Here is a 22,802-nt window from a genome sequence, read left to right as displayed (position 1 = left end):
GCACCGGGGGCGTTTTCGAGTTGCCTTATTAGTGACTGATGCGGTTTTTAGCCGTTCCTTTTTTATGACCTTTGATCGCGTTATTGCCAAATCGAAGGTTGAATGCGGAATAAATGCTAATAACCTCTATACGGACAGGCTAAAATGCGCGCCCGGCTAACCGCTGATCCTTTTCTAACGCGCCCCACAAGGTTCGCTACGTGATCGAGTTTCAAAACGTCCATAAAACCTACCGCGTCGCCGGTAAGGATATTCCCGCCCTGCATCCGACCAGTCTGACGATTGAGAACGGTCAGGTCTTCGGCCTGATCGGCCATTCCGGCGCGGGAAAAAGTACCCTGCTGCGTCTGATCAATCGCCTGGAGAATTCCAGTGGCGGCAAGATCTTCGTCGACGGCGAAGAAGTCACCGCGCTGGACGCCAATAGCCTGCGGCGCTTCCGTCAGCAAGTCGGGATGATCTTCCAGCACTTCAACCTGCTGGCGTCCAAGACTGTGGCTGACAACGTCGCGTTGCCGCTGACCCTGGCCGGCGAGCTGTCGCGCAGCGAGATCGATCTGCGCGTGGCCGAGTTGCTGGCGCGGGTCGGGTTGTCCGAGCACGCCAAAAAGTACCCGGCGCAGTTGTCCGGTGGCCAGAAGCAGCGCGTCGGCATTGCCCGCGCCCTGGCGACCAAGCCGAAAATCCTGTTGTGCGACGAAGCCACCAGCGCCCTCGACCCGCAGACCACGGCGTCGGTCCTGCAATTGCTGGCCGAGATCAACCGCGAGCTGAAGCTGACCATCGTCCTGATCACCCACGAGATGGACGTGATCCGCCGCGTTTGCGACCAGGTCGCAGTCATGGACGCCGGTGTAATCGTCGAGCAAGGTTCGGTGGCCGAGGTGTTCCTGCATCCCAAGCACCCAACCACCAAGCGCTTCGTGCAGGAAGACGAGCAGATCGACGAAAGCGAACAGCGCGATGACTTTGCTCACGTGCCGGGCCGCATCGTGCGTCTGACCTTCCAGGGCGAAGCGACCTACGCGCCGTTGCTGGGTACCGTCGCCCGGGAAACCGGTGTGGACTACAGCATCCTGGCCGGTCGTATCGACCGCATCAAAGACGTCCCTTACGGGCAACTCACCCTGGCCGTCACCGGTGGCGACATGGACGCGGCATTTGCCCGTTTCACCGCGGCTGACGTCCACATGGAGGTGCTGCGCTAATGGAAGCCCTGACTGCTTTCTTTGCCAATATCGACTGGTTCGAAATCTGGCTGGCCACCGGCGATACCTTGCTGATGCTCGGTGGTTCGTTGTTGTTCACCGTGTTGCTCGGCTTGCCGCTGGGCGTGCTGCTGTTCCTGTGCAGCCCGCGTCAGTTGCTGGAAGCCAAAGGCGTCTACGCGATGCTGTCGCTGGTGGTGAACATTCTGCGTTCGCTGCCCTTCATCATTCTGTTGATCGTGATGATTCCGTTCACCGTGCTGATCACCGGTACGTCGCTGGGTGTCGCTGGTGCGATTCCGCCGTTGGTGGTAGGCGCTACGCCGTTCTTCGCCCGCCTGGTGGAAACCGCGTTGCGTGAAGTGGATCGCGGCATCATCGAAGCGACTCAGGCGATGGGTGCGACGACGCGTCAGATCATCACCAATGCCTTGCTGCCAGAAGCCCGTCCGGGCATCTTCGCAGCGATTACGGTGACGGCGATTACACTGGTGTCCTACACGGCCATGGCCGGTGTGGTCGGCGCAGGTGGTCTGGGTGACCTGGCGATCCGCTTCGGCTACCAGCGTTTCCAGACCGACGTCATGGTGGTGACGGTGGTGTTGCTGCTAGTGCTGGTCCAGGTGCTGCAAACCGTTGGCGACAAATTGGTTGTGCATTTTTCCAGAAAATAAACAGTTCTCGTAAATAAGTCATGAGCCGGCCATTCGCTGGCAGGCGCCAAACGGGTGCCTCATATGGAGTTAGCTGAATGAAGAAACTACTCGTCGCGTTCGCTGCCGTTGCAGCCTTTTCCGCCCACGCCGACACCCTGACGGTCGCGGCGACCCCGGTTCCGCACGCAGAAATCCTTGAGTTCGTGAAACCGGCCCTGGCCAAAGAAGGCGTGGACCTGAAGGTCAAAGTCTTCACCGACTACATTCAGCCGAACGTGCAGGTGGCGGAAAAACGTCTGGACGCCAACTTCTTCCAGCACCAGCCATACCTCGATGAGTTCAACAAGGCCAAGGGCACCAACCTGGTCGCCGTTGCCGGTGTGCACCTGGAACCGCTGGGCGCTTACTCCAGCAAGTACAAGGCACTGACCGAATTGCCGGGCGGCGCCAACGTGGTGATCCCGAACGACGCCACCAACGGCGGCCGTGCGCTGTTGCTGCTGGCGAAGGCTGGCCTGATCAAGTTGAAGGATTCGAACAACATCCTGTCGACCGTGAAGGACATCACCGAGAACTCCAAGGACTTGAAATTCCGTGAACTGGAAGCCGCGACCATCCCGCGCGTGCTGACCCAGGTCGACCTGGCGCTGATCAACACCAACTACGCGCTGGAAGCCAAGCTCGATCCGTCCAAGGACGCGCTGGTCATCGAAGGCAGCGACTCGCCGTACGTGAACATCCTGGTGGCTCGTCCGGACGACAAGGACAGCGAGGCAATGAAGAAACTGGTTGCTGCGCTGCACAGCCCGGAAGTCAAAGCCTTCATTCTTGAGAAGTACAAAGGCGCGGTATTGCCAGCGTTCTGATCTGAAGCTTTAACAAAAATGGGGCGCATTGAATGCGCCCCATTTTTTATGTCCGAAACACCGTCCCCTGTGGGAGCGGGCTTGCCCGCGATGAGTCCTTGTCATTCAACATCAAGGTTGGCTGATGCACCGCCATCGCGGGCAAGCCCGCTCCCACAGGTTTTTCAGTGTCACTTACGGTTTAGCATTACCGGTAACTGCGCCACCAATTTCACGTTGTTCAACGGTGCCCGAATAAACCCGCGCTGCGTGCCGTCCGGCCCGATCACCGCCAGATTGCCGCTGTGATCCACCGTGTAATTGGGCTTGCTGGTGTCGGCCGGAATAAACGGAATGCTCACCGCATTGGCCAGCTTCTGAATGTCATCCACCGACGAGGCGGTCAGGCCTTTGAACTGCGGGTCGAAGTAGCCCAGGTACTGCTTGAGCTGAGCCGGGGTATCACGGTTCGGGTCGACGCTGACCAGAATGACCTGCAGCTTGGCCGCTGCTTCCGGTGGCAGCTCGCTCTTGATCTGACGCAGCTGGGCGAGGGTGGTCGGGCAGATGTCCGGACAGAAGGTGTAGCCGAAGAACAGCAGGCTCCACTTGTCTTTCAGCTGATTGACCGTCACCGGGTTACCGTCCTGATCGGTCATCTTCACGTCCGGCAGGTTGCGGCTTTGCGGCAGCAAGATAATGCCGGCATCGATCAGCGCCGTCGGGTCGCCCTGGCCTTTGCCGGACAGCACTTTGTTGATGGTCAGGCCCAGGACCAGTGCGATCAGGGCGACGAGAATGAAGACGGTTTTCTGGGTTCGAGTCATAGGTTCAACAGTAAGTAGTGGTCTACGAGCAGCGCGATAAACAGCAGGAACAAGTAATAAATAGAGTACTTGAACGTGTTGATCGCCGCGTGCGGCCGAGTGCCACGGTACAGCACCACGGCCCATTGCAGAAACCTTGCGCCCAGCCCCAGCGCGCAAATCAGGTAGAGCATGCCGCTCATGTGGATCACGTAGGGCATCAGGCTGACGGCCAGCAACGCGAAGGTGTAAAGCAGGATGTGAACCTTGGTGTAGTGCTCACCGTGGGTCACCGGCAGCATCGGAATGTCGGCCTTGGCGTATTCCTCTTTGCGATGGATCGCCAGGGCCCAGAAGTGTGGCGGGGTCCAGGCGAAGATGATCAGCACCAGCAGCAGGGGTTCGGCGCTGACGTGGCCGGTCGCAGCGGTCCAGCCCAGCAGTGGCGGGGCCGCCCCTGCCAGGCCGCCGATGACGATGTTCTGCGGTGTCGCGCGTTTCAGGAAACCGGTGTAGACCACCGCATAGCCCAACAGCGAAGCCAGGGTCAGCCACGCCGTCAGCGCATTGGTGAACGCGAGCAGCACGGCTTGGCCCAGCACGGCCAATACCAAGGCAAACGTCAGCGCCGCCGCCGGAGACACCCGGCCTTCGGCCAACGGACGTTTGTGCGTGCGGGCCATCACCGCGTCGATGCGCCGGTCCACCACATGGTTGACCGCCGCCGCACCGCCGGCACACAGGGCGATCCCCAGGTTGCCGAACACCAGCACCGTCCACGGCACCCCGGCGCGGGTCGCGAGGAACATGCCGACCAGCGAGGTGATGAGCATCAGCACCACCACTTTTGGCTTGGTCAGCTCCAGATAGTCGCGCCAGATTGCCTGACTGTGACGTTCGCCGATCAGAGTCGCCATGGCATCTCTCCTTTTATTGTTATGGGCCCGGCCGAGTGTTTACGCGGGCTGAACCGCCAGCGCGCGGGGGATTGCTGCTTGACCCGAACCAGACGGGTTCGCGCGTGATAATTGACCAGCACCATCGTCAGCAACAGGGCCGCGCCGCCGGCGTTGTGGGCGACGGCCACGGGCAGCGGCAGATGGAACAGCACGTTGCTGATACCGAGGGTGATTTGTGTGGCGAGGGCGACCAGCACCAGCCCCGCGAGGCGTGTCATGCCGACGACTTTCAGCTGCCAGGCGAGCCCGAGCAGCACGAGTGTGACCAAAAGCGCGCCGATGCGGTGCGTCAGATGAATCGCCGTGCGCGCGTCGCTGTCCAGTTGCCCGCCGAGATAATTCGGGCCGATGTGCTGAGTCAGATGGAAGCCATTGGCGAAATCGGCCGGTGGAATCCACTGCCCATGGCAGGTCGGGAAATCGATGCAGGCCACGGCGGCATAGTTGGAACTGACCCAGCCACCGAGGGCGATTTGCAGGATCACCAGCAGTAACCCGGCCGTTGCCCAGTACTGCAAACGTCGTGGCACGGTCAGCGCCGGCAGTACGCCGGACAACCTCAACGTCAGTAGAAACAGCAGACTCAGCGTGGCAAAGCCGCCGAGCAAATGCCCGGTCACCACCTGCGGCCAGAGCTTGAGCGTCACCGTCCACATGCCGAACGCGGCTTGGGCGAACACCACGGCCAGCAGAAACAGCGGCAACTTCACCGGTTGCCCCGGATGACGACGATGCACCCAGGCGCGACCGGCCAACACCGCGATCAGCATCCCCAGCGTGCCGGCAAAGTAACGGTGGATCATCTCGTTCCAGCCCTTGTGGGCCACCACCGGTGTATCGGGAAAATGCAGTTCGGCATGGGCCAGTTGGGCTTCGCTTTTCGGCACGCTGATAAAGCCGTAGCAACCCGGCCAATCCGGGCAGCCGAGGCCCGCGTGGGTCAGGCGGGTGTAGGCGCCGAGCAACACCACAATCAGTGCCAGCAAGGAGGCAAACAGCGCGAGGCGAAATCCAGGTTTGGCCATGACGATGCCCTTATCCGATGTTCGACAGTTTCAGCAGATGACGCAGGTCGTTGAGCAGGTCCTTACCCTTCACCGTCGGGTCATAGCGCAGCACCAGGTTGCCGTGGGGGTCGATGATCCACAGCTGCGGTGCGGTTTTGTCTCCGGTCGCCTTGCTGAAGGTGGTGAGGTCCATGGGGTAGCGTTGCAATTGCGGGTATTCGCGGGTCAGCTTGGCGTCGTAATCCGCCGTCAGCGGCTGTGCGGCGGCCAGTGCATGGCTGGCGCGGGACGCATCGCGGCCAAGGCCGATCTGAATCTGCCGCGCCAGGTACACCAGTTGCTGGCAATCCACCGAGCAATCCTTCGGCGCAGTCACCAGCATTTGCCAGCGATCCTCCTGGGCCTGCACACCGAGGTCGGCGCGGGTCTGACCGTTGCCGATCAATTCGCCGTGATAGCTGCGCCCGTCTGGCACCCAGAACTGCAGTTTGTACATGCCGGTGGCAAGGATCATCGGACCGATGACCCCGAGCAGAATCAACAGCAACTGCAAGCGACCCTTGCGTCGACTCGCCGGCGTTTTCGCTTCAGACATGCTGGGTGGATTCATGGCCGCTCCCATGGTGTTTCTCCTTTGCGTTGTGCCAACCGAGGTAGAGATAGAGGCCGAACAGGGCAAGCGACATGGCGAACCACTGCACGGCATAAGCGATGTGTTTTTCCGGGCCCATGGCGACGACTGGCCAATCGGCCTGGTACGTCGCGGGACCCGTTTCTGCGCGTAATTCGTAGGCAAACCCTTCACGGCCCAGCGCCGTCCAGAGCTTCGGCGGCTCGACGGCGGTGACTAATTCAGGCCAGGTGGTGGCGCTCGGATCGGCGTGCAGCTGAAAGGTCGCGCCGGGGGAAACGTAGACCCAGGCATCGAGACTCAAGGCCTGTTTGGGCGTGGTGAACTGCGGCGGTGTGCGCCGGTCCGGCCAAGGCAACCAGCCGCGATTGACCAGCAACCAGAGCCCGGTCGCCTGGTCCTGAAACGGTTGCAGCAGCTCCACGCCGACCTTGCCGTCGCGCTGGCGGTTGTCCAGCAACAGGCTGTGCGCGGCGTCGAACTGGCCATGCAGATGAACGCGGCGGAAGGCCAGGTCTTCGGTGAGTTGCAGTTCGGTGCTGGCCATCGGTTCGGCGGCACGGCGCTCGGCATAGCTTTGCAGCAGCGCGCTTTTCTCCGCGCCCCGGCTCAGTTGCCAGAACCCGAGCGACACCAGCAGCGGCAGCAACAGGGCGACCACCAGTGTCGGTACGATGCCCGGCCGGAAGCGCTTCATGGCGTGGCCAAAAAGTCGTGAGTCGCGATAGCTATACTCAAGTGCATCGCCTTTCCCCCGGAGTCTCACCATGCTCAAAGCAGCCATCGTCCTGATGCTGATTGCCACGGTTGTCAGCCTGTTCAGCGGCCTGTTTTTTCTGGTCAAGGACGACAGCAGCTCAAACCGCCTCGTCATTGCCTTGAGTGTCCGTGTTGCGCTGGCAGCCACCACCGTCGGCTTGATCGCCTGGGGTTTCTATAGCGGCCAGTTGGTCTCTACGGCGCCTTGGTAATGGCTCAGAGCACGTAGACGAAAACGAACAACCCGATCCACACCACGTCCACGAAGTGCCAATACCAGCTCGCCGCCTCGAAACCGAACTGGTGCTCGTTATCGAAGTGTCCGCGCATGATCCGCATCAGCATCACGAACAGGATGATGGTGCCGATGGTCACGTGGGCGCCGTGGAAACCGGTGAGCATGAAGAACGTCGCACCGTAGATGCCCGAACCCAGGGTCAGGCCCAGTTCGTGGTAGGCATGCATGTACTCTTCAGCCTGGAACCCGAGGAAACCACAGCCCAGCAACACGGTGATCGCCAGCCAGATTTTCAGTGCGCCCCGATGACCCTTTTTCAAGGCGTGGTGGGCGATGGTCACGGTCACGCTGGAGCTCACCAGCAAGATAGTATTGAGCAGCGGCAGGCCCCACGGGCTGATGACTTCCTTGGGCGGAGGAAAGAGTTTCGGGTCCGGGGTGTGCAGCAGCGGCCAGGTGAACTGGAAGTTCGGCCAGAGCATGTGGGCGATGCCTTTCGGGCCTTCGCCCCCGAGTGCGGGGCCTGAGATGTGCCGTACATAGAACAGCGCACCGAAGAAAGCGATGAAGAACATCACTTCCGAGAAGATGAACCAGCTCATGCCCCAGCGGAAGGAACGGTCCATCTGCGCGCTGTACAAGCCGCCGCGACTCTCCTTGATCACCGTGCCGAACCAGCCGAACAGCATGTACGCCAGCAACAGGCCGCCGACGAAAAAGATCAGCGGGCCGTGGGATTCCGGGCGTGCGGCTTTCAGATCGTTGAACCAGGTGGCCAGGCCGAACACGGTGGTGAGCATGCCGAGCGTGGCGATGATCGGCCATTTGCTCTGGGCCGGTACGTAATAGTGTTCATGAGTTGCCATTTATTGTTCTCCTTATCGGGCACGCATTAGCGCCTAGCCACCGGTACTGGCGGCAACCGCCACGGGTGGATGGCGTGCGGTGATATCGAACAGCGTGTAAGACAGCGTCAGGTGCTTCACATCCTTGGGCATGTCACGGTCAACGATGAAACGTACCGGCATCTCGATCCGTTGACCGGGCTGCAGCACTTGCTGGGTAAAACAAAAACATTCGGTCTTGTGGAAGTACGCCGCCGCGGTGCTGGGCGCGATGCTCGGCACGGCCTGGGCGCTCATCGGCTTGTCGGTCGGGTTGTGCGCGATGAAAATCATCTCGTTCACCGCCCCCGGATGGGCCGTCAGCTCTTCACTCTTTGGATAGAAATCCCAGGGCATGTCAGCGGTGTTGGTCGACAGGAACTGCACGCGCACTTGGCGCGAAGTGTCGACCGTTTGCTCGCCCTCGTACTGCCCGGCCGTCTTGCCGTTAATGCCGAACGCCTTGCACATCACGTCGTAGATCGGCACCAGGGCAAACCCGAAGACAAACATCGCCACCACCACCAGCAACAGGCGGGTGACCAGCTTTTTCATCGAAATCGAGTCAGCCATGGTGTAAGCCCTCAACACCGAACCCTGTGGGAGCGAGCTGGCTCGCGATAGCGGCGTATCTGGCACACCGCGTCGCCTGAATCGCGAGCAGGCTCACGCCTACAAGGGGCAGGGTATTCATTTGACTTCCGGCGGCGTGGTGAAGGTGTGATACGGCGCCGGTGACGGAATACTCCACTCCAGGCCTTCCGCGCCATCCCACGGTTTGGCCGGTGCTGGCGGGCCGCCGCGAATGGTCTTGATCACGATGAACAGGAAGAAGATCTGCGTCGCACCGAACATGAACGCGCCAATCGAGGAGACCATGTTGAAGTCGGCAAATTGCAGGTTGTAATCAGGAATCCGTCGCGGCATGCCCGCCAGCCCCACGAAGTGCATCGGGAAGAACGCCATGTTCATGCCGATGAACGAGAGCCAGAAATGCAGCTTGCCGAGGGTTTCGTCGTACATGTGGCCGGTCCACTTCGGCATCCAGTAATAGGCCGAGGCGAAAATCCCGAAGATCGCCCCGGGCACCAGTACGTAGTGGAAATGCGCGACCACGAAGTAGGTGTCCTGGTACTGGAAGTCCGCCGGGGCGATGGCCAGCATCAACCCGGAGAATCCACCAATGGAGAACAGGATCACGAACGCCACCGCAAACAGCATCGGCGTCTCGAAGGTCAGCGAGCCTTGCCACATGGTGCTGGCCCAGTTGAACACCTTCACCCCGGTCGGCACCGCGATCAGCAGCGTGGCGTACATGAAGAACAACTCGCCCACCAGCGGAATGCCGACCACAAACATGTGGTGCGCCCAGACGATGAACGACAGGAACGCGATGCTCGCCGTCGCATAGACCATCGAGGTGTAGCCGAACAGCGGTTTGCGCGAGAAGGTCGGGATGATCGAACTGACGGCACCGAAGGCCGGCAGGATCATGATGTACACCTCGGGGTGACCGAAGAACCAGAACACGTGCTGGAACAACACCGGATCACCGCCACCGGCGGCACTGAAGAAACTGGTGCCGAAGTGGATGTCCATCAGCATCATCGTCACGCACCCGGCCAGTACCGGCATCACCGCAATCAGCAGGAACGCGGTGATCAGCCAGGTCCAGACGAACAGCGGCATTTTCATCAGCGTCATGCCGGGGGCGCGCAGGTTGAGGATGGTCGCGATCACGTTGATCGCGCCCATGATCGAACTGATCCCCATCAAGTGGATGGCGAAGATGAAGAACGTCACGCTTTCCGGTGCGTAGGTCGTGGACAGCGGGGCGTAGAACGTCCAGCCGAAGTTCGGACCGCCACCGGGGGTAAACAGGGTCGACACCAACAGGATGAACGCCGCGGGCAGCAGCCAGAAGCTGAAGTTGTTCATCCGTGGCAGGGCCATGTCCGGCGCGCCGATCATCAACGGGATCATCCAGTTGGCGAGGCCGACGAAGGCCGGCATCACCGCACCGAAGACCATCACCAGGCCGTGCATGGTGGTCATCTGGTTGAAGAACGCCGGCTCGACGATTTGCAGTCCCGGCTGGAACAGTTCGGCGCGAATCACCATCGCGAACGAGCCGCCCAGCAGGAACATGGTGAACGCAAACCACAGGTACAACGTGCCAATGTCTTTGTGATTGGTGGTCAGCACCCAACGCATCAGACCTTTGGCGGGGCCGTGGGCGTGGTCGGCGTGACCGTGGTCATCGATAACAGCGCTCATGGCCTGTCTCCTGCAAACAGATGGGCTGGGCAGGCCGGGGCGCGCTGCCCCGACCAGTTCCTTACACGCGCAATAGACCGGGTCATTTGCTTTCCGCCTGTTTCAGCTCCAACACTTCTTTAGGAGTGACCATGTCGCCTTTGTTGTTGCCCCAGGCGTTACGTTCGTAGGTCACGACCGCCGCGATATCGACTTCCGAGAGCTGCTTGCCGAACGCCGCCATGGCGGTGCCGGGTTTACCGTGGAACACCAGGCTCAGGTGGCCCTCTTTCGGTCCGGTGGCGATTTTCGAGCCCTTGAGCGCCGGGAACATCGGCGGCAGGCCCTGACCTTCGGCCTGGTGACAGGCGACGCAGGTGGTGTGATAGATCTTGTCGCCGCGCTCCTTGAGCTCGTCGAGGGTCCATTCCTTGCTGGTCAGCTCTTTGAGTTGCAGGGCTTCAGCCTTGCGGTCAGCGAGCCATTTTTCGTAATCGGCCTTTTCCTTGACCTCGACCACAATCGGCATGAAGCCGTGGTCCTTGCCGCACAACTCGGCGCATTGGCCGCGGTAGATGCCGGGCTTGTCGATACGGGTCCAGGCTTCGTTGACGAACCCCGGGATCGCATCGCGCTTGACCGCGAAGGCCGGGACCCACCAGGAGTGGATGACGTCGGCGGAGGTCACCAGGAAGCGCACCTTCGCGCCGATCGGCAACACCAGCGGCTTGTCGACCTCGAGCAAGTAGTGCTCGCCCTTGGTTTCCTTGTTGTGGATCTGGTCGGCGGGGGTGGTCAGGTTGCTGAAAAACTCAACGTCCTGGCCCAGGTACTTGTAATGCCACTTCCACTGATAGCCGGTGATCTGGATGTCGATATCCGGCTCACTGGCGTCATACATCTTGATCAGGGTGGCCGTCGCAGGAACCGCCATGGCCACCAGGATCAGGAAGGGCACGATGGTCCATAGAATTTCGACGGTGGTGCTTTCATGAAATTTTGCGGCCACCTGCCCGGTCGAGCGGCGGTGGACCATCATCGACCAGAACATGGCGCCGAAGACGATGATGCCGATTACTACACAGATCCAGAAAATGGTCATGTGCAGGTCAAATACTGCGTGACTGATTTCAGTCGCTCCCGGCGCCATATTCACAGTCCAGGCGGCTTGCGCCTGACTGAAAATCGACCACAACAGGAGGCCCATCCAGACGTGTGGATGTCGCATCATTGCGGGTTCCCCTTATCGTTCTTGTTATCCCGCCGGCTTTCACCTGCGGCAAGGGAGCGGCTTTTTCAGACTACGAACTTGAATCGCCGGGCCTTGCTGCGTGTGCAGTCGGGCGTCATCAGCTAACTCCATTTCCAACCCGAGTATAGACAGCGACTGCGACCTCGCAATGTGATGGCGTAAATGATCTGAAACAGCTGGGACTTGCGTTCAAGGTCACGAATGGAGAAGGATGCAGACGAGTGGTGGCAAATCGATATAACGGAGGCGTCTCAAGGATGAAACAATTATGACAAATGCGTCTTAGCATTTTTCATAAGGCAGCTAAGTTATGTCTTCCCTATTTCATTGCCTTTGTTTCCTGGAGTTTTCATGAACACCGCCGCATTGCGCGAGCAGATCCAAAAAGCCCAAACACATGAAGCCGAGACCGGCCTGCTGACGCGTCAGCTGGGAAGCATACTGCCTCATCTGCATCCTGCCATCCAATTGCCTGAGGCGGACGCCAATGGCGTACTGACACGTTTTGTCGCCGCTTACATCGACGAAGTACCTGATCTGCTGGAAGCAGCCAATGAAGTGGCCAGGGAAGCCGGTATCGAGTCACAGATCAAGCCGGTGCTGAACATTGCCGAACAGTACTTCCTTCAGCCGCCGGACATCATGAACGGTCACGTCGGGCTCGACAGCCTGCTGGATGAAGCCTATCTGGCACACCGTTTTGTCGAAGAGGTCAACGACCTGTACATCAAGTATCTGGGCCAGCCATTGATCCCCTTGGACATGACTGTCGCCAACCTGATTGCCCACCAATTGATCGGTGAGGCGTTTGCCAACCAACTGGACGAAGTGGTGCATCACGCCCTGGACGAGATGCTCGACGACCAGAGCTTTGCCTTGGAATCGGTGGAAGCGTACCGCGAGAAACTCAGCAGCCCGGATACCGGTGCCGCGTGGAAACGCTGGCCGTGCATGTCGCGCCGCTTGGGCGTAGGCCTGGAGCTGGATCAGCCGGCGGTTTGATTCAACACAAAACCTGTGGGAGAGAGCTTGCTCGCGATTGCGTTGGGTCAGCCAACATTCATGTTGGATGATCTGGCCCCATCGCGAGCAAGCTTGCTCCCACAGGGTTATTTATCCGGCAGCACCTACGCCGGATGTAGTGCGCAACCGCCCCTCCAACCTGCGCTTCAACCCTCGCGCTTCAATCAGCAGCGTCGAACCCTTGGCTGCATTCGCCCGCCCCCATTCCTCCAGCAACTCCAGGCACGAGTGATCGATGTAGCTCAGGTTATTGAGCGGCACATGCACCGTCGCACCGGCGGGAATGGTGCCCAGCACCTGGGTCAAGGCTGGCACCTTGAGAAAGGTCGCGGCGCCAGTCAGCCGCAACTCCATTTCTCCATCCGCCGGCAGGTCGATCAGGCTGATTTTCAACCGTGAAGCCTTCCACGCCAGTTTCGCCAGCGTCAGGCCGAAGCCAATCAACACACCCGTGAGCAAGTCAGTAAAGATGATTGCCAGCGCAGTCGCCGCGTAGGTGAACATCGGCATCCGACCATAACGGCCCAAGCCTCGAAAGGCCTTGAGATCGACCAGTTTGAAGCCGGTGTAAACCAGCACACCCGCCAGGCTCGCTACCGGAATGCTCTGCAGCACGCTCGACAGCAACAACACGAACGCCAGCAGCCACAAACCGTGGAAGATCGCCGACAGTCGCGTGGTAGCACCGGCCTGCACGTTGGCCGAACTGCGCACGATCACGCCCGTCATCGGCAATGCACCCAATAAACCGCAGAGCATGTTACCCACGCCTTGCGCCGACAATTCCCGGTCGAAATCGGATCGTTGACCGCTGTGCATGCGGTCTACCGCAGCGGCCGACAGCAGGGTTTCGGCGCTGGCGATAAACGCCACGGCGAACGCGGCGACCAACAACGTCGGGTCCGCCAGATTGAGCAAGTCGGCGGGTTTCAGCCAATCGATGGCCTCGGCCAGGTTGGCGGGGACTTCCACGCGTTTGACCTGCAGCGCGAGCATCAGGCTGGCGACCGTCGCCATCCCTACGCCCAGCAGCGCACCCGGAACGAAGCGCAACGAATGAGGCCGGAATTTTTCCCACAACCACATCACCGCCATCGTCGACAGCCCGAGCAACCCGGCTTGCCAGCCGAGCGACGGCAGGGCTTGCATCACCGCGGCTGGAAAGGCCGCCAGGTTATCCAGCCCGGAAGGCTTGGGCACCCCGTCGAGCATGACGTGCACCTGCGACAGCACAATCAGCACGCCAATCCCGGCGAGCATGCCGTATACCACCGCTGGCGCCGTGACCCGAAACCAGCAGCCGAGCCTCAGGCGCCCGGCCACCAATTGCAGGAACCCCGCCAAAAGCAGAATGGGGCCGAGCATGGCGACGCCGTGCTGGCGAACCAGTTCAAACACCAGAACCGCCAAGCCCGCCGCCGGGCCGCTGACTTGCAGCGGAGAGCCGGCCAGCCAGCCCACGACCAGGCCGCCGATGATCCCGGTGATCAAGCCCTTGGCGGGCGGTAATCCTGAAGCGATGGCGATGCCCATGCATAGGGGCAGGGCGACCAGAAACACAACCACCGAGGCCAGCAGCTCCCGAGGCAAAACAGCTTTCAGTTGCGCAGCACGCATAGTGAAGCTCCCGACATTTTTCAGGCATGGCGAAGCCGGGCTGCTAAATCAGCAGCCTCGACTCAACCACACGGGGATTTAGGAGGTGTTAGAAACGCGCTTTGGGCGTTGCCACCGGAATCGGATGGCTGCCATCGAGCGGCAGGAAACACCCCTGGTCCGCGTCGTAAGCTTTGATTTCGCTGGTTTCGATGCTGTAGACCCAACCATGGATAAACAGCTGACCGTTGGCCATGCGCGAGGCCACCGATGGATGCGTGCGTAAATGCTGTAGCTGAGCGATCACATTCTCTTCGGTGAGGATGTGCATGCTTTCGTTTTCATCAGCGCAATGACAATTTTCCTGGACCATGGTTTTTGCCACTTCGGCATGACGCAACCAGGCTTTGACCGTCGGCATCTTTTCCAGGCTCTGCGGATTGAGTACCGCGCGCATCGCGCCGCAGTCGGAGTGCCCGCAAATGATGATGTGTTGCACACCGAGGGCGAGAACCGCGTACTCGATGGCGGTGGAAACACCGCCGTTCATTTGCCCGTAAGGTGGCACAACGTTGCCGACGTTACGGGTCACGAACAGATCGCCGGGGGCGCTTTGTGTGATCAGTTCAGGAACGATGCGCGAGTCGGCGCAGGCGATGAACATCGCCCGGGGGCTTTGGGCCGTGGCGAGTTTTTTGAAGAGCTCTTCCTGCTGTGGAAAGACCTCGTGATGGAAATGCAAAAAGCCGTCAACGATGTGCTGCAGCGCTGCATCGGCGGTTTCCGCCTCGGGTTGGGCTGAAGCCGACGCAGCCAACGGCTGTTTATCCTTGTCACTCATGAATTCATCCTCATAGGCGGAGCCAGGGAAGTGTCCCGATTTGTCCGGTGTGAAGCCAGTGGCTGTTTAAAAAACATTCAGGTCGCAAAATCCGACCCGTCAGTCACTCGATGAACAAGGTAGCGGTCGAAACTTAACTCAAACTGAATCAAGCGCTCTAGAACGTGTGTTCCAGGTCACAAAAAATGTGACCGGCCTGAGTGGGCTGTTCGTTTCCCACTACTCAACCATAGGTCAATTGTCCTCAAATCAATGACATCTGGCGACCCGGCGGACAGAAGGCTTCACAATCCAGATCGAAACCTTCCCGGCGATTGAGCCCCAGGCGTTTGACGGTTTTGGCAAACCGTTGCGCGAGCAGGTCGGCGAATGGTCCTTCACCGCGCATCCGGGAGCCAAATCGGCTGTCATAGAGTTCCCCGCCACGGCTCTGGCGGATCAGGCTCAACACATGGGCGGCACGCTGCGGATAGTGGGCCGCCAGCCATTCTTCAAACAGCGGCGCAACTTCCAGTGGCAGGCGCAACATCATATAGGCCGCACTCTGCGCACCGGCAGCATGGGCCTCGGTCAGCAGGCTCTCGAGTTCGCTGTCGTTGATCATCGGAATCATCGGCGAGCACAACACACCAACCGGAATACCCGCTTCACGCATCACGCGGATCGCCCGTAACCGGGCCTTGGGTGCGGCGGCGCGCGGTTCGAGGATGCGTTTGAGTTCATCGTCCAGCGTGGTGAGGCTGATCATCACCGCGACCAGTCGCTGGCTGGCGAGTTCGGCCAGCAGGTCCAGGTCACGAAGAATCAGCGAGCCTTTGGTGATGATCGTCACCGGATGACGGTAACGCAGCAGCACTTCGAGGGTATTACGGGTGATTTTGTGCTCGCGCTCGATGGGCTGATATGGATCGGTGTTGGAACCCAGGTTGATCGGCGCACATTGATAGCCGCGTTTGCTCAGCTGTTCTTCCAGCACCTCTGCGGCGTTGGTCTTGGCGATCAGTTTGGTTTCGAAATCCAGCCCCGGCGACATGTCCCAATAGGCGTGACTTGGACGCGCATAGCAATAGATGCAGCCATGTTCGCAACCGCGATAGGGATTGATCGAGCGATCGAAGGGCAAGTCCGGCGAGTTATTGCGGGTAATGATGGTTTTCGCCGTTTCGATGCGCACCTCGGTGCCTTGGGTGACCGGCGCTTCCTGATACCAGCCGTCATCCTCGACCACCGAACGATTCGGCGCGAAGCGGTTGTGCGGGTTGGTGGCGGTGCCGCGACCGCGAGGTGGCAAAGGGGTAGCCATCGACAAGATCCTTTAGCTGTATGTGCATACAGTATACGGCCTTGGCGCCATCGACCAGTGCCGTTCGGCACCTGACAACTTTCGCGCCTCGTCATTATGAGAAACATAAAGTGCGTGGCACTTTATTCTCTGTTGTCAGTATTCTTCGTTTCACACGAAGTTGTCGTGTGCTCACTATTAAAAGGATTTAATAAATGTCTGGCTACAATCAGCGCGGTGTGTTTTTACAACTACAGGCGCCTTCTATCGTTAGTCAAAAAGAAGTTAGGGTTTCCATGCAGTTTTCGTTAAAGGAAGAAGGTTATGACCCTGAAAACCAGGCGCTCACCTATTCTCTGTTGGACTCCAGCACCCGCGAGGCCGTGTCGAATGATGGAGGCGTCACCTTCACCATGACCAACACAGCTGATGTCAACGGGGATGGTGCAATCGACGCGCAAGACAAAGTTGTTTTGATTGCGTTGGCGAAGGCGTATGCAAAGATTATTAATCCTTGATTGCAGTTTGACCAGTGCAATCAATAACTATTGAAAAGCCACGGGTCCAGGGATGACTTCTAAAACGACACGGAACTTATCCGTGTCGTTTTTTTATGAGTGGAATTTATAGGCAACAAGAAGAAACGGGGGCCGCTGTTCAATTCACGATTCTTTGACGGATGGCTCACAGGCCTTTGACTGCTCACAGCAGAAGCTATGCAGTACTTATTCAACAGGGTTGTCCGAGCATGTCCCGACTGCGCCTCTTGCCTGCGACGTTTTTGCTTTCAATGGCTGCACTTTTCAACCTGACCCTGGCCCATGCGGATGACAGCGCTTCACCCCGCCCGGCTGAGTGGGCTCAATCGGTCGAGGTGCGATACAACCTCTTTCGAATGTCCCCGACGCTCTATCGCAGCGCATTGCCTGACCGTGGAGCCGTTCCTTTGCTGGAAAAGCTGAAGGTAGGAACCGTCATCAATTTCCTGCCCGAGTCGGATAAAAGCTGGCTGTCGACACCAGGGATCACCCAGGTCCAGTTGCCCTACCGCACCAATCACGTGGATGACGCAGATGTACTCAAGGCCCTTCGTGCCATTCAGGCGGCCGAGTCCCACGGTCCTGTGTTGATGCATTGCAAGCACGGTTCCGATCGTACGGGGTTGATGGCGGCCATGTACCGGGTCGTGATCCAGGGCTGGAGCAAGGAAGACGCCCTGAACGAGATGACTGAGGGCGGCTTTGGCGACAGTACTCATTTCAAGGATGGCGTGCGTTACATGATGCAGGCCGATGTCGACAAGCTTCGCACCGCGTTGGCCAATGGCGATTGCAGCACCAGCCCGTTCGCCATGTGTTCGATGAAGAGTTGGTTCAAGTCGGCCCATATTGAGTAACCGTGTGTTTAGCGGGCAATGGCCTCTGGCAACACCGCAAAAACGTCGTCGGTGACTGACCCTCCAAGGAACTCTTTCAGGGCGGTCAGCAGCGAGCGTGAGTCGCCCGGTGAAAAAAATACTTCACGAAAAGCCTTGCCTGTTTGCGGGTTAAAGACCCAATCCAGTTGAAACCGTTTGAACGCCTCGGTCGCCAGGACGCCCGACCACTGGTAGGCGTAAACCGAGGCTGCGTAACCGGTCACCATGTAATCGAACCCATTGGCGAACCGGCTGTACGACGGCAGTTGCAGGTCGGTAATCTCGCGTTGAACATCCTCGAACACTTGCTGAATGCTACGGCCATCACCCCGGCAGTGGTGCAATTCGAAGTCGAGCAAGGCGCCCATCAACAGGCTGGCTGTTTGCCGGCTGGTCTGTGTTTGAACAGCGGCCAGCGCTTTGTTGATTCGCTCCTCGCTCAAGCGCTCACCGGTTTGATAATGAGCCGCCAGCCACAGCAGAAATTCGCCTGACAGGCACCAAAGCTCGAACAATTGACCGGTAAACTCCGCGCTATCACGCCCCAGTTGGGAAATGCCGGAAAGGCTGTGGTGAGGCGAACGGGTCAGAACGTGTTGCAAGCAATGACCGAACTCATGGAAAAGTACCCTCAGATCCTGGTGCGCGAGCAGGCAGGGCTGCTTGTTGACGCCAGGTGTGAAGTTTCCATGGAGCACAGCGATTGGCCGCGTCAGTCGACCCTCGGCGTTTATCCGTCGATTGCGGCGGGTGGCGGTCCAGGGATAGTCCGCAGCCTCCTCTCGGTGGAAAGGATCAAGGTAGATGTACCCGATCACCTGCCCATGCTCGCTGACTTCGAAGAGGCGCACGCTGTTATGCCAATGACTGAACGTTGTCTGCTCGACGATCTGGATGGCAAATATGCGTTCACAGAACAGGCAGAGCCGCCGCAATGTGCCGTCCAGCGGAAAATAAGCACGCAGGTTTTTCAAGTCACCACCGATATTTTGCTGGCGGAACTGTTCGGCCAGAAATTCGTGGTCCCAGGCGCGGACTTCACTGATGCCGCGCTCCAGCGCAAATGCTTTGAGCGCCTGTGTGTCCTGCGCAAGCGCAGGTATCACCTGTGTCACCTGTCGACGCAGGAACGCGCTGACTTGCGTCGTGGACTCCGCCATCTCTGTTGCGAGGTTCAGATGCGCAAAGTTTTCATACCCGAGCAACCGGGCTTTCTGGTGACGAAGGGACAATAGGCGCTCAAGCACTGGTTCATTATCGAATTGCCCGGCGTCAGGACCTTGATCGGAAGCTCGAGTGGAGTAGGCGACAAAATACTCTTCGCGAAGTGCACGATTTTCGGCATACGTCATGATTCGATGATAGGTGTCCTGGTCCAGGTGGATCAGCCAGCCGGACTGCCCTGCATGCCGGGCATTGAGCGCAAGGCGATCCTGAGTGGCCTGGGTTAAGCCTTTGAGCTGCGTGACGTCGTCGATCTGCTTGCACCAGGCCGCACTGGCGCTTTGCAAATTGCTCAAGAACAAACGTTCGAGCAGGCCGATTTCGACGTTCAGTTGCTTCAGCTTCTGGTGTTGTTCGACGGACAACTCGATCCCTGACAAGTGAAACTCGCGCAGAATTTTGCTCAGGACCGCTTTGCGCGCGTCATCGTAATTCTGGGCGGCAGGACTTTGCGCGAGATCCCGGTAGGCTCGCCAAAGCGCGCGATGACCCATCTTCTCTGTTTTGTAATGCGCCAGGGCTTCGCCACACCGCAGACTCGCAGCGCCCCATGTGTTGTCGTCGTGTTTGACCGACATGAGCGTTTCGATGATACCCATGGCTTCATCCAGGCGCGCATCGAGGTCATCAATGGCCAGCACCAGATCATCCCAAGTCGGGAGAGCGGATTGGCTGGCCGTTATTTCAGCAATGATCCGGCGGTTGTCAGCAATGATTGTTTCGATGGCCGGCACCAGATGTTCAGCTCGGATGGCTGACCACGGCGGGAGGTCCCAGTATTGCAAAAAGGGGTTGGTATCAGGCATGGCGTCCTACTTGAATGGCGACTGAAGGATTCAGCCTAAGCAGGAAGCGCGGTGCAGGTGCGGTAGATAAATACCACCTTCCGCCCTTGAACGAGGGGAAGGTGGTGCTGACTCAGTGTTGCTCGTCCGGCTTTTTCTTTAGCTTGGGGTTCGGGAAAAACTGCACGGCCTGAACCTTGGCGTCCGGCACTTTCAGCGCCGACGTATTGACCCGCGTGCCCAATTCCTTGGGTACGGACAGACCTTGTTCATTCAACGTGTCGGAATAACCGCAGGCCACGCACTCGCGGTGCGGGACCTCGTCTTCGTTCCACATCATCAGTTTGTCCGGCTCGCTGCATGCCGGGCAGACCGCCCCGGCGATAAAGCGTTTTTTGGTAATCACAGGTCCCTCACTCATGCTGCCGCGTCCTCACTCAGGCCGCTGTGGCGCAAGAGTGCGTCAATCGAAGGCGCACGGCCACGGAAGTCGACGAACAGCACCATCGGCTCCTGGGAACCACCGCGGGCCAGGATGGCTTCGCGGAACGCTCGACCGGTCTCGGCATTGAGTACGCCTTCTTCTTCGAACTTTGAGAACGCATCCGCCGACAGTACTTCCGCCCATTTGTAACTGTAGTAACCCGCCGCGTAACCACCAGCGAAGATGTGCGCAAAGCTATTCGGGAAACGGTTGTAGGCCGGTGGACGCATGACCGACACTTCGTCACGCACCCCTTCGAGCACCTGAGCCACGCTGCGACCATCGCCATGGGTGGCGTGCAGTTCGAAGTCGAACAGCGAGAACTCCAGCTGACGCACCATCATCAGGCCGGACTGGAAGTTTTTCGCCGCGAGCATTTTCTGCAGCAGGTCTTGAGGCAGGGGCTCGCCGGTTTCGTAGTGACCGGAGATCAGCGCCAGGCCTTCCGGCTCCCAGCACCAGTTTTCCATGAACTGGCTCGGCAGCTCGACCGCATCCCAGGCCACGCCGTTGATGCCGGAAACGCCGGCGTGTTCGACGCGGGTCAGCAGGTGATGCAGGCCGTGACCGAATTCGTGGAACAAGGTGGTGACTTCATCGTGGGTCAGCAGCGCAGGCTTGCCGCTGTCGGCCGGGGTGAAGTTGCACACCAGGTTGGCCACCGGGTTTTGCAACACGCCTTCAGCGGTGCGGCGACGGTCACGGGCGCCGTCCATCCATGCACCGCCGCGCTTGTTGGCGCGGGCATAGAGGTCGAAGAAGAAGCGGCCGACGTGCTGGCCGTTTTCCTTGATTTCGAACAGGCGAACGTCCGGGTGCCAGGTGTCGAAGCCTTTCTGTTCGGCAATCTCGATGCCGTACAGACGCTGCACGATGGCAAACAGGCCGCCCAACACTTTGTCGATCGGGAAGTAGGCGCGAAGCGCTTCCTGGGCAACGCTGTAACGCTGCTCGCGCAGTTTTTCACCGTAGAAACCGCTGTCCCAGCTTTGCAGGTCCGGGCAGCCTTGTTCGGCGGCGTAGGCTTTGAGTTGTTCCAGGTCCTGCGCGGCGAATGGCTTGCTGCGCTTGGCCAGGTCGCGCAGGAAGCTGAGCACCTGATCGCTGGACTCAGCCATTTTGGTGGCCAGGCTCAGTTCGGAGAAGCTGGCGAAGCCGAGCAGTCTGGCCAGTTCCTGACGCAGGTCGAGGATTTCTTCCATGACCGGGCCGTTGTCGTTCTGACCGGCATTCGGGCCCTGGTCCGACGCACGGGTGCAGTAGGCGGCGTAGACTTCTTCGCGCAGGGCACGGTCTTGGGCGTAGGTCATCACCGCGTAGTAGCTCGGGAATTCCAGGGTGATCAGAAAGCCTTCCAGGCCCTTGGCCTGTGCGGCGGCGGCCATTTGCGCCTTGGACGAATCGGTCAGGCCGGCGAGGGTGGCTTCATCGGTGACGTGTTTGGTCCATGCCTGAGTGGCGTCGAGCAGTTGGTTGGAGAAACGGCTGCCCAGTTCCGAGAGCTTGCTCTGCACTTCGGCGTAGCGTTTCTGCTCGGCTTCCGGCAGATCTATACCCGACAGACGGAAGTCGCGCAGGGAGTGTTCCAGGATAGTTTTCTGCGCCACATCGAAACCGGCGGCTTCCGGGCTGTTGGCCAGGGCTTCAAAGGCTTCGAACAGTTCGCGGTTCTGGCCCAGCTCGGTGGAGTAGGCGCTCAAGGCCGGGAGGCAGGATTCGTAGGCTTCACGCAATTCGGCGCTGTTGCACACGGCATTCAAATGGCTGACCGGGCTCCAGGCGGCGCCCAGGCGATCATTGAGCTCGTCCATCGCCAGCACCAGGCCGGCCCAGGTCGGTTGTTTGCCCTGGGTCTTGAGGATCTCGATAATGGCGGCGCGGTTGTCAGCCAGGATCTGTTCAATGGCCGGTTGCACGTGTTCGGCACGGATCGCCGAGAACGGCGGCAGGTCGTAGGACTGCAAAAGAGGGTTGTTCACGCTCACGGTTGGCACCTTGGCTGGAAGAAACATGCGGCCATCTTAATTACAATCGACGCTCACCGCAGCTATCAGCAACAGAGAGAAACCCTATCGTGAACCTTCGCAAGTACCAGAACCACACGCCGCTGCTGGGCAAAGGCGCTTTTGTCGACGGATCGGCGGTGGTAATCGGCGACGTTGAAATCGGCGAAGACAGCTCTGTCTGGCCGCTGACAGTGATCCGCGGCGACATGCACCGCATCCGCATCGGCGCGCGTACCAGTGTTCAGGACGGCTGCGTGCTGCACATCACCCATGCCGGCCCGTTCAATCCCGATGGTTTTCCGTTGCTGATCGGCGACGATGTGACCATCGCGCATAAAGTCATGCTGCACGGGTGCAGCGTGGGCAGCCGGGTGCTGATCGGCATGGGCAGCATCGTCATGGACGGTGCAGTGGTCGAGGATGACGTGATCATCGGCGCTGGCAGCCTGGTGCCACCGGGCAAACGTCTGGATAGCGGCTTCCTGTATGTGGGCAGCCCGGTGAAACAGATCCGCCCGCTGACCGACAAGGAAAAAGCCTTTTTTACCTACAGCGCGGCGAATTACGCGAAGCTCAAGGATTTGCATCTGGCTGAAGGTTACGACCAGCTCTGACTCCGCCCCGCTATTGCCCAGGATTATTC

At 59.4% G+C, this 22,802-nt stretch carries 23 protein-coding genes; 8 read left to right on the top strand and 15 right to left on the bottom strand.

The window, feature by feature from the left end; translation table 11 throughout:
* The first annotated feature begins 200 nt into the window (after positions 1–200).
* The 3 genes from AB4N43_RS16170 (at position 201) to AB4N43_RS16160 (ending at position 2,730) form a co-directional block, all read left to right on the top strand.
* Positions 201–1,208: a methionine ABC transporter ATP-binding protein gene (locus tag AB4N43_RS16170; protein ID WP_027926141.1), complete on the top strand. Its 1,008-nt coding sequence runs from the start codon at positions 201–203 to the stop codon at positions 1,206–1,208.
* The gene (locus AB4N43_RS16165; protein ID WP_027926140.1) at positions 1,208–1,882 is read left to right on the top strand and encodes a methionine ABC transporter permease; all 675 of its coding nucleotides are present in this window, start codon (positions 1,208–1,210) and stop codon (positions 1,880–1,882) included. Before AB4N43_RS16170 ends, AB4N43_RS16165 begins: the two co-directional genes overlap by 1 nt.
* 77 nt (positions 1,883–1,959) lie before the next feature.
* Positions 1,960–2,730 (top strand): MetQ/NlpA family ABC transporter substrate-binding protein, encoded by a 771-nt coding sequence (locus AB4N43_RS16160; protein WP_027926139.1) that lies wholly within the window; start codon positions 1,960–1,962, stop codon positions 2,728–2,730.
* 170 nt (positions 2,731–2,900) lie between these two features.
* Here the strand turns inward: AB4N43_RS16160 and AB4N43_RS16155 are convergent, their stop codons facing one another.
* From AB4N43_RS16155 to AB4N43_RS16135, 5 genes are read right to left on the bottom strand one after another with little or no spacing between them, the layout of a single operon-like run.
* A complete protein-coding gene (locus AB4N43_RS16155; RefSeq protein WP_059181882.1) occupies positions 2,901–3,536 on the bottom strand; it encodes an SCO family protein in 636 nt (211 codons plus the stop codon).
* A complete protein-coding gene (gene cyoE, locus AB4N43_RS16150; protein WP_059181881.1) occupies positions 3,533–4,432 on the bottom strand; it encodes a heme o synthase in 900 nt (299 codons plus the stop codon). The genes AB4N43_RS16155 and cyoE overlap by 4 nt, the downstream gene beginning before the upstream one ends.
* Positions 4,420–5,499: a COX15/CtaA family protein gene (locus AB4N43_RS16145; RefSeq protein WP_410921118.1), complete on the bottom strand. Its 1,080-nt coding sequence runs from the start codon at positions 5,497–5,499 to the stop codon at positions 4,420–4,422. The genes cyoE and AB4N43_RS16145 overlap by 13 nt, the downstream gene beginning before the upstream one ends.
* Positions 5,500–5,509: 10 nt before the next feature.
* On the bottom strand, positions 5,510–6,103 hold the full coding sequence (locus AB4N43_RS16140) for a hypothetical protein (protein ID WP_027926135.1): 594 nt from the start codon (positions 6,101–6,103) through the stop codon (positions 5,510–5,512).
* Positions 6,069–6,809 carry an SURF1 family protein gene (locus AB4N43_RS16135; protein WP_460151705.1) on the bottom strand — a complete coding sequence of 247 codons (741 nt, stop codon included), beginning with the start codon at positions 6,807–6,809 and terminating at the stop codon, positions 6,069–6,071. The genes AB4N43_RS16140 and AB4N43_RS16135 overlap by 35 nt, the downstream gene beginning before the upstream one ends.
* Before the next feature lie 70 nt (positions 6,810–6,879).
* Here AB4N43_RS16135 and AB4N43_RS16130 point away from each other — a divergent pair, with 70 nt between their 5' ends.
* Positions 6,880–7,083: a twin transmembrane helix small protein gene (locus AB4N43_RS16130; RefSeq protein ID WP_027926133.1), complete on the top strand. Its 204-nt coding sequence runs from the start codon at positions 6,880–6,882 to the stop codon at positions 7,081–7,083.
* Between the two features lie 4 nt (positions 7,084–7,087).
* Here AB4N43_RS16130 and AB4N43_RS16125 read toward each other — a convergent pair whose 3' ends face one another.
* The 4 genes from AB4N43_RS16125 to coxB all read right to left on the bottom strand — a co-directional run bounded on the left by AB4N43_RS16125 (position 7,088) and on the right by coxB (position 11,480).
* Positions 7,088–7,975 (bottom strand): cytochrome c oxidase subunit 3, encoded by an 888-nt coding sequence (locus AB4N43_RS16125; RefSeq protein WP_027926132.1) that lies wholly within the window; start codon positions 7,973–7,975, stop codon positions 7,088–7,090.
* Between the two features lie 33 nt (positions 7,976–8,008).
* The gene (locus tag AB4N43_RS16120; RefSeq protein WP_027926131.1) at positions 8,009–8,566 is read right to left on the bottom strand and encodes a cytochrome c oxidase assembly protein; all 558 of its coding nucleotides are present in this window, start codon (positions 8,564–8,566) and stop codon (positions 8,009–8,011) included.
* A 117-nt stretch (positions 8,567–8,683) separates the two neighbouring features.
* Positions 8,684–10,270, bottom strand: a complete 1,587-nt coding sequence (gene ctaD / locus AB4N43_RS16115; RefSeq protein ID WP_027926130.1) for a cytochrome c oxidase subunit I — start codon at positions 10,268–10,270, stop codon at positions 8,684–8,686.
* 82 nt (positions 10,271–10,352) lie between these two features.
* Complete coding sequence (gene coxB, locus AB4N43_RS16110; RefSeq protein WP_027926129.1) at positions 10,353–11,480, bottom strand: cytochrome c oxidase subunit II; 1,128 nt, start codon at positions 11,478–11,480, stop codon at positions 10,353–10,355.
* Between the two features lie 372 nt (positions 11,481–11,852).
* Here coxB and AB4N43_RS16105 point away from each other — a divergent pair, with 372 nt between their 5' ends.
* Positions 11,853–12,503, top strand: a complete 651-nt coding sequence (locus AB4N43_RS16105; RefSeq protein ID WP_460151701.1) for a hypothetical protein — start codon at positions 11,853–11,855, stop codon at positions 12,501–12,503.
* Between the two features lie 111 nt (positions 12,504–12,614).
* Here AB4N43_RS16105 and AB4N43_RS16100 read toward each other — a convergent pair whose 3' ends face one another.
* The 3 genes from AB4N43_RS16100 to AB4N43_RS16090 all read right to left on the bottom strand — a co-directional run bounded on the left by AB4N43_RS16100 (position 12,615) and on the right by AB4N43_RS16090 (position 16,264).
* Entirely contained in the window at positions 12,615–14,141 is a 1,527-nt protein-coding gene (locus AB4N43_RS16100; RefSeq protein WP_194940533.1) for a SulP family inorganic anion transporter, read from the bottom strand.
* 88 nt (positions 14,142–14,229) lie between these two features.
* Complete coding sequence (locus AB4N43_RS16095; protein ID WP_027926126.1) at positions 14,230–14,961, bottom strand: carbonic anhydrase; 732 nt, start codon at positions 14,959–14,961, stop codon at positions 14,230–14,232.
* A gap of 244 nt (positions 14,962–15,205) precedes the next feature.
* Positions 15,206–16,264 carry a PA0069 family radical SAM protein gene (locus tag AB4N43_RS16090; RefSeq protein WP_194940534.1) on the bottom strand — a complete coding sequence of 353 codons (1,059 nt, stop codon included), beginning with the start codon at positions 16,262–16,264 and terminating at the stop codon, positions 15,206–15,208.
* Positions 16,265–16,458: 194 nt separating this feature from the next.
* On the opposite strand from AB4N43_RS16090, the gene AB4N43_RS16085 reads away from it, so the two are divergent.
* A complete protein-coding gene (locus AB4N43_RS16085; RefSeq protein ID WP_460151699.1) occupies positions 16,459–16,761 on the top strand; it encodes a hypothetical protein in 303 nt (100 codons plus the stop codon).
* 230 nt (positions 16,762–16,991) lie between these two features.
* Entirely contained in the window at positions 16,992–17,639 is a 648-nt protein-coding gene (locus AB4N43_RS16080; RefSeq protein WP_027926123.1) for a dual specificity protein phosphatase family protein, read from the top strand.
* 8 nt (positions 17,640–17,647) lie between these two features.
* Here AB4N43_RS16080 and AB4N43_RS16075 read toward each other — a convergent pair whose 3' ends face one another.
* The 3 genes from AB4N43_RS16075 to prlC all read right to left on the bottom strand — a co-directional run bounded on the left by AB4N43_RS16075 (position 17,648) and on the right by prlC (position 22,165).
* On the bottom strand, positions 17,648–19,690 hold the full coding sequence (locus tag AB4N43_RS16075; protein ID WP_460151697.1) for a M3 family metallopeptidase: 2,043 nt from the start codon (positions 19,688–19,690) through the stop codon (positions 17,648–17,650).
* A 112-nt stretch (positions 19,691–19,802) separates the two neighbouring features.
* Positions 19,803–20,090: a YheV family putative zinc ribbon protein gene (locus AB4N43_RS16070; protein ID WP_008152496.1), complete on the bottom strand. Its 288-nt coding sequence runs from the start codon at positions 20,088–20,090 to the stop codon at positions 19,803–19,805.
* Positions 20,087–22,165 (bottom strand): oligopeptidase A, encoded by a 2,079-nt coding sequence (gene prlC, locus AB4N43_RS16065; RefSeq protein WP_172825922.1) that lies wholly within the window; start codon positions 22,163–22,165, stop codon positions 20,087–20,089. Before prlC ends, AB4N43_RS16070 begins: the two co-directional genes overlap by 4 nt.
* Before the next feature lie 62 nt (positions 22,166–22,227).
* Here prlC and AB4N43_RS16060 point away from each other — a divergent pair, with 62 nt between their 5' ends.
* The gene (locus tag AB4N43_RS16060) at positions 22,228–22,773 is read left to right on the top strand and encodes a gamma carbonic anhydrase family protein (protein ID WP_027926120.1); all 546 of its coding nucleotides are present in this window, start codon (positions 22,228–22,230) and stop codon (positions 22,771–22,773) included.
* Positions 22,774–22,802 lie beyond the last annotated feature (29 nt).

The sequence above is a fragment of the Pseudomonas sp. S2_B07 genome (genome assembly GCF_054668435.1).
Note: the sequence above shows the minus strand (reverse complement) of the source record. Positions and strands in the feature narration are given on the sequence as shown.

Excerpts from the sequence above, each read along its gene's own strand:
- AB4N43_RS16145 (WP_410921118.1), bottom strand. The coding sequence starts at position 5,499 with ATGGCCAAACCTGGATTTCGCCTCGCGCTGTTTGCCTCCTTGCTGGCA.
- AB4N43_RS16155 (WP_059181882.1), bottom strand. The coding sequence starts at position 3,536 with ATGACTCGAACCCAGAAAACCGTCTTCATTCTCGTCGCCCTGATCGCA.
- AB4N43_RS16120 (WP_027926131.1), bottom strand. The coding sequence starts at position 8,566 with ATGGCTGACTCGATTTCGATGAAAAAGCTGGTCACCCGCCTGTTGCTG.
- coxB (WP_027926129.1), bottom strand. The coding sequence starts at position 11,480 with ATGATGCGACATCCACACGTCTGGATGGGCCTCCTGTTGTGGTCGATT.
- AB4N43_RS16090 (WP_194940534.1), bottom strand. The coding sequence starts at position 16,264 with ATGGCTACCCCTTTGCCACCTCGCGGTCGCGGCACCGCCACCAACCCG.
- cyoE (WP_059181881.1), bottom strand. The coding sequence starts at position 4,432 with ATGGCGACTCTGATCGGCGAACGTCACAGTCAGGCAATCTGGCGCGAC.
- AB4N43_RS16135 (WP_460151705.1), bottom strand. The coding sequence starts at position 6,809 with ATGAAGCGCTTCCGGCCGGGCATCGTACCGACACTGGTGGTCGCCCTG.
- AB4N43_RS16100 (WP_194940533.1), bottom strand. The coding sequence starts at position 14,141 with ATGCGTGCTGCGCAACTGAAAGCTGTTTTGCCTCGGGAGCTGCTGGCC.
- AB4N43_RS16080 (WP_027926123.1), top strand. The coding sequence starts at position 16,992 with ATGTCCCGACTGCGCCTCTTGCCTGCGACGTTTTTGCTTTCAATGGCT.
- AB4N43_RS16125 (WP_027926132.1), bottom strand. The coding sequence starts at position 7,975 with ATGGCAACTCATGAACACTATTACGTACCGGCCCAGAGCAAATGGCCG.
- AB4N43_RS16085 (WP_460151699.1), top strand. The coding sequence starts at position 16,459 with ATGTCTGGCTACAATCAGCGCGGTGTGTTTTTACAACTACAGGCGCCT.
- AB4N43_RS16095 (WP_027926126.1), bottom strand. The coding sequence starts at position 14,961 with ATGAGTGACAAGGATAAACAGCCGTTGGCTGCGTCGGCTTCAGCCCAA.
- AB4N43_RS16105 (WP_460151701.1), top strand. The coding sequence starts at position 11,853 with ATGAACACCGCCGCATTGCGCGAGCAGATCCAAAAAGCCCAAACACAT.
- ctaD (WP_027926130.1), bottom strand. The coding sequence starts at position 10,270 with ATGAGCGCTGTTATCGATGACCACGGTCACGCCGACCACGCCCACGGC.
- AB4N43_RS16140 (WP_027926135.1), bottom strand. The coding sequence starts at position 6,103 with ATGGGAGCGGCCATGAATCCACCCAGCATGTCTGAAGCGAAAACGCCG.
- prlC (WP_172825922.1), bottom strand. The coding sequence starts at position 22,165 with ATGTTTCTTCCAGCCAAGGTGCCAACCGTGAGCGTGAACAACCCTCTT.
- AB4N43_RS16130 (WP_027926133.1), top strand. The coding sequence starts at position 6,880 with ATGCTCAAAGCAGCCATCGTCCTGATGCTGATTGCCACGGTTGTCAGC.
- AB4N43_RS16075 (WP_460151697.1), bottom strand. The coding sequence starts at position 19,690 with ATGCCTGATACCAACCCCTTTTTGCAATACTGGGACCTCCCGCCGTGG.
- AB4N43_RS16070 (WP_008152496.1), bottom strand. The coding sequence starts at position 20,090 with ATGAGTGAGGGACCTGTGATTACCAAAAAACGCTTTATCGCCGGGGCG.
- AB4N43_RS16165 (WP_027926140.1), top strand. The coding sequence starts at position 1,208 with ATGGAAGCCCTGACTGCTTTCTTTGCCAATATCGACTGGTTCGAAATC.
- AB4N43_RS16160 (WP_027926139.1), top strand. The coding sequence starts at position 1,960 with ATGAAGAAACTACTCGTCGCGTTCGCTGCCGTTGCAGCCTTTTCCGCC.